Source organism: Leucobacter sp. M11 (assembly GCF_035726885.1).
Lineage (GTDB): Bacteria > Actinomycetota > Actinomycetes > Actinomycetales > Microbacteriaceae > JAPFRB01.
Map to the genome: position 1 here is coordinate 586,533 of NZ_JAPFRB010000001.1, position 3,343 is coordinate 589,875.

Annotated in this window: 3 protein-coding genes and 1 pseudogene; 3 read left to right on the plus strand and 1 reads right to left on the minus strand. The window is 69.4% G+C overall.

Annotated features, from left to right (window positions below; translation table 11 throughout):
• Positions 1-396, minus strand: a 396-nt coding sequence (locus OOT08_RS03010) for a DUF1028 domain-containing protein (RefSeq protein WP_325091063.1), incomplete at its 3' end; no start/stop codon positions are given.
• A 114-nt stretch (positions 397-510) separates the two neighbouring features.
• Between OOT08_RS03010 and OOT08_RS03015 the strand changes: the two genes are divergently transcribed.
• The 3 genes and pseudogenes from OOT08_RS03015 to OOT08_RS03025 all read left to right on the plus strand — a co-directional run.
• Positions 511-2,040 (plus strand): ABC transporter substrate-binding protein, encoded by a 1,530-nt coding sequence (locus tag OOT08_RS03015; protein WP_325091064.1) that lies wholly within the window; start codon positions 511-513, stop codon positions 2,038-2,040.
• Positions 2,037-3,035: an ABC transporter permease gene (locus OOT08_RS03020; RefSeq protein WP_325091065.1), complete on the plus strand. Its 999-nt coding sequence runs from the start codon at positions 2,037-2,039 to the stop codon at positions 3,033-3,035. Before OOT08_RS03015 ends, OOT08_RS03020 begins: the two co-directional genes overlap by 4 nt.
• Positions 3,032-3,343, plus strand: a pseudogene (locus OOT08_RS03025) (ABC transporter permease); the annotation flags it as partial. The gene OOT08_RS03020 and the pseudogene OOT08_RS03025, both read left to right, overlap by 4 nt.

The following is a 3,343-nucleotide window of genomic DNA, read 5'->3' on the forward strand; positions in this document are numbered from 1 at the left end:
GTAGGCGGCAATCATCTCGTCGAGCACCGCGGGTCCGGTGAGGAGGTTTCCGGCCACCGCGTAGCCCGCGCCGACGCGGTGCCCGGCCCAGTCGCTGCACTCGACCCCGGTGTGCGCGGCGGCCTGTCCCGCGGCGGAGACCACCGCGAGCTGGCGGCGGGCGTGGCCCGAATCGATGCCCGGGATCCCGGCGACGATCTCGGCCGGGCTCTCCCCCGCGGCGAGCGCGGCGAGCGCGTGTTCGCGCAGCGCCCGATTCGTGTAGGCCTGGCTCGCGACCGCGCCGACGCCGACGCGGAGGGCGGGCACCCCGGCCCCCACGGCGAGGGAGAAGCTGGCGGTGGCGACGCCGAGCAGGCCCCGCTCGGGATCGCTGGCCACGATCGTGTAGGTCATATCGCTCGTTCCTCGGCTTGACGTTGGCCGGGTTTCAGGGTTCACTGGTTAAATAATGATGACCTCATCATATAAATGATTCACTCGCTCCGTCGAACTCAGAGGAAAGTGCCAATGAAGCCACGCACACTGCTGCCAGGGATCGCGCTGCTCGGCGCGCTCGCCCTCACCGCCTGCTCTACGGGCACCGCCGTTGATCTCGACGGGGGCGGCTCCGGCGCGACCGGCCCCGTGCTGACCGCGGCGATCGCCGGGGAACCGGACCAGCTGGACCCGCACAAGACCAGCTCCTACTTCGCCTTCGAGGTCCTGGAAAACGTCTACGATACGCTCGTCGCCCCCGACGAGAACCTGGAGATGCAGCCCGCACTCGCCGAGTCCTGGACGCTCAGCGATGACCAGCTCACCTGGACCTTCTCCCTGCGCGACGGGGTCGAATTCCACGATGGCTCCCCGTTCTCCTCCGCCGACGTCGTCTACTCCCTGAACCGGATCATCGACGAGGAGCTCGCCAACGCGTGGCGGCTCAGCGCGGTCACCTCCGTCACCGCGCCGGATGATCGGACCGTTGCGATCACGGTCGCCCAGCCGACCCCGAACCTGCTGTCCAGCCTCGGCGGCTTCAAGGGCGTGGCGATCGTGCAGCAGGCCAACGTCGACAGCGGCGACATCACGACTAAGCCCGTCGGCACCGGGCCGTTCTCGCTCGTCAAGAACACCCCGGGCGACGCCATCGAGCTCGCCGCAAACCCGGACTACTGGGGCGGCGCGCCGAAGCTCGGCGGCGTCACCTTCACCTTCCTCTCGGAGGGCAACACCGCGGTGGCCGCGCTCAAGAGCGGCGAGGTGCAGTGGACGGACTCGATCCCGACCCAGCAGGTGGCCGCGCTGCAGCAGGACAGCGCGCTCAGCATGGGCGTCGAGCCGAGCACCGACTACTGGTACCTCGCGATCAACCAGAAGCACGAGCCCTACGGGGACGCCCGCGTGCGCCAGGCCATCGGCTACGCGATCGACCGCGAGGCGATCGCGCAGGTCACGAGCTACGGCACCGCCGAGGTGAACCAGCTCGCCATCCCGAAGCAGAGCACCTGGTACACGAAGTTTGACGGCTACCGCACCGATCTCGACCGGGCCAAGGAACTCATGGCCGAGGCCGGGGTCGACTCGCTCAGCCTCGACCTGCTCGCGACGGCGGACTACCCCGAGACCGTGACCGCCGCGCAGGTGATCGCGGACAACCTGAAGCCGCTCGGCATCGAGGTGTCCATCCGCCAGCCCGACTTCGCCACCTGGCTCGACGAGCAGAACTCCGGCAATTTCGACATGCTCATGATGGGCTGGCTCGGCAACATCGACCCCGATGACTTCTACTACGCCCAGCACCACACGGACGGGGCCAGCAACGCCCAGGGCTACAGCAACCCGAAGGTGGACGCGCTGCTCGACGCGGGCCGCACCGAACTGGACGCCGAGAAGCGTCAGGAGATCTACGTCGAGGCGGCAAGGATCATCGCCGAGGACGCAAGCTACCTGTACCTCTACAACCCCTCGGTCATTCAGGCCTGGGCCCCGAGCGTCACGGGCTACGAGGTCCGCAGCGACCGCGCGGTGCGCTTCTCCGAGGTGAGCCTCGCAGAATGAGCACGTCCCTCGCCCCCCGCAGCCGGACCGCGCGCGTCCTCGGCTCCCCCGTGCTGCGCTTCCTGAGCAAGCGGCTCCTGCACACGGTGATCGTGCTCCTCGGGGTACTCATCCTCGTGTTCACCCTGATCCACCTCGTCCCGGGCGACCCGGTGCGCATCGCCCTCGGCACCCGGTACACCCCGGAGGCCTATGAGGCGCTGCGCACCGCCTCCGGGCTGGACCGCCCCCTCATCGAGCAGTTCTTCGGGTACCTGGGCCACGCGGTCACCGGCGATCTCGGGGTGAGCTTCCGCAACGGCCAACCCGTCACCGAGGTGCTCCTGGAGCGCCTGCCCGCCACGATCTCGCTCGCCGCGGTCGGCCTCGCCATCGCCCTCCTGATCTCGGTGCCCGCCGGGACCTTCTCGGCCCTGCGCGAGGGCACCTTCGGCGACGGCCTGGTCCGCGTGTTCAGCCAGTTCGGGGTCTCGATCCCGGACTTCTGGATGGGGATGCTCCTCATCACGCTGTTCTCCTCGATCCTCGGCTGGTTGCCCTCCTCCGGGTACGTCGCCTTCGGCGACGACCCGGGCGAGTGGTTCCGCCGGGTACTCACCCCGGGCCTGACCGTGGGTCTCGTCTCCGGCTCGATCATGACCCGGTACATCCGCGGGGCGGTCCTCGAGGTCGCGGGTGCGAACTACGTCCGCACCGCGAAGTCCAAGGGCCTGCGCCCCCGGATCGTGACCGGCGTGCACATCGCCCGCAACGCCTTCATCCCCGTGCTCACGATCACCGGGATCCAGATGGCGACCATGCTCGGCGGCGTCCTCGTCGTCGAGGTGGTCTTCGCCTGGCCCGGCCTCGGCCGCCTCGTCTACGACTCCGTCGCCTCGCGCGACTATCCGGTGGTCCAGGGCGCGGTGCTCCTCATCGCGATCGCGTTCCTCACCGTGAACCTCATCGTGGACGCCCTCTACGCCCTCATCGACCCGAGGATCCGACTGTCATGACCGCCAACACCGCACCAGACACCGTCGCCGTGGCCACCGCCCCGCGCACCCCGTCCGGCAAGCGCGCCTCCGCGCTCGGCCTGTTCCTCCGCAGCCCCGTGAGCCTCGTGGGGAGCCTCGTGCTCGCCGTGATGGTGCTCGCCGCCCTCCTCGGCCCCCTGCTCGCCCCCTACGGCGTGAACGAGACCGACGTCCAGAACGCCCTCCAGCCGCCGAGCGCGGCGCACTGGTTCGGCACCGACGATCTCGGCCGAGACGTGTTCTCCCGGGTACTCATCGCCGCCCAGGTCTCCCTCCGGGTCGCGCTC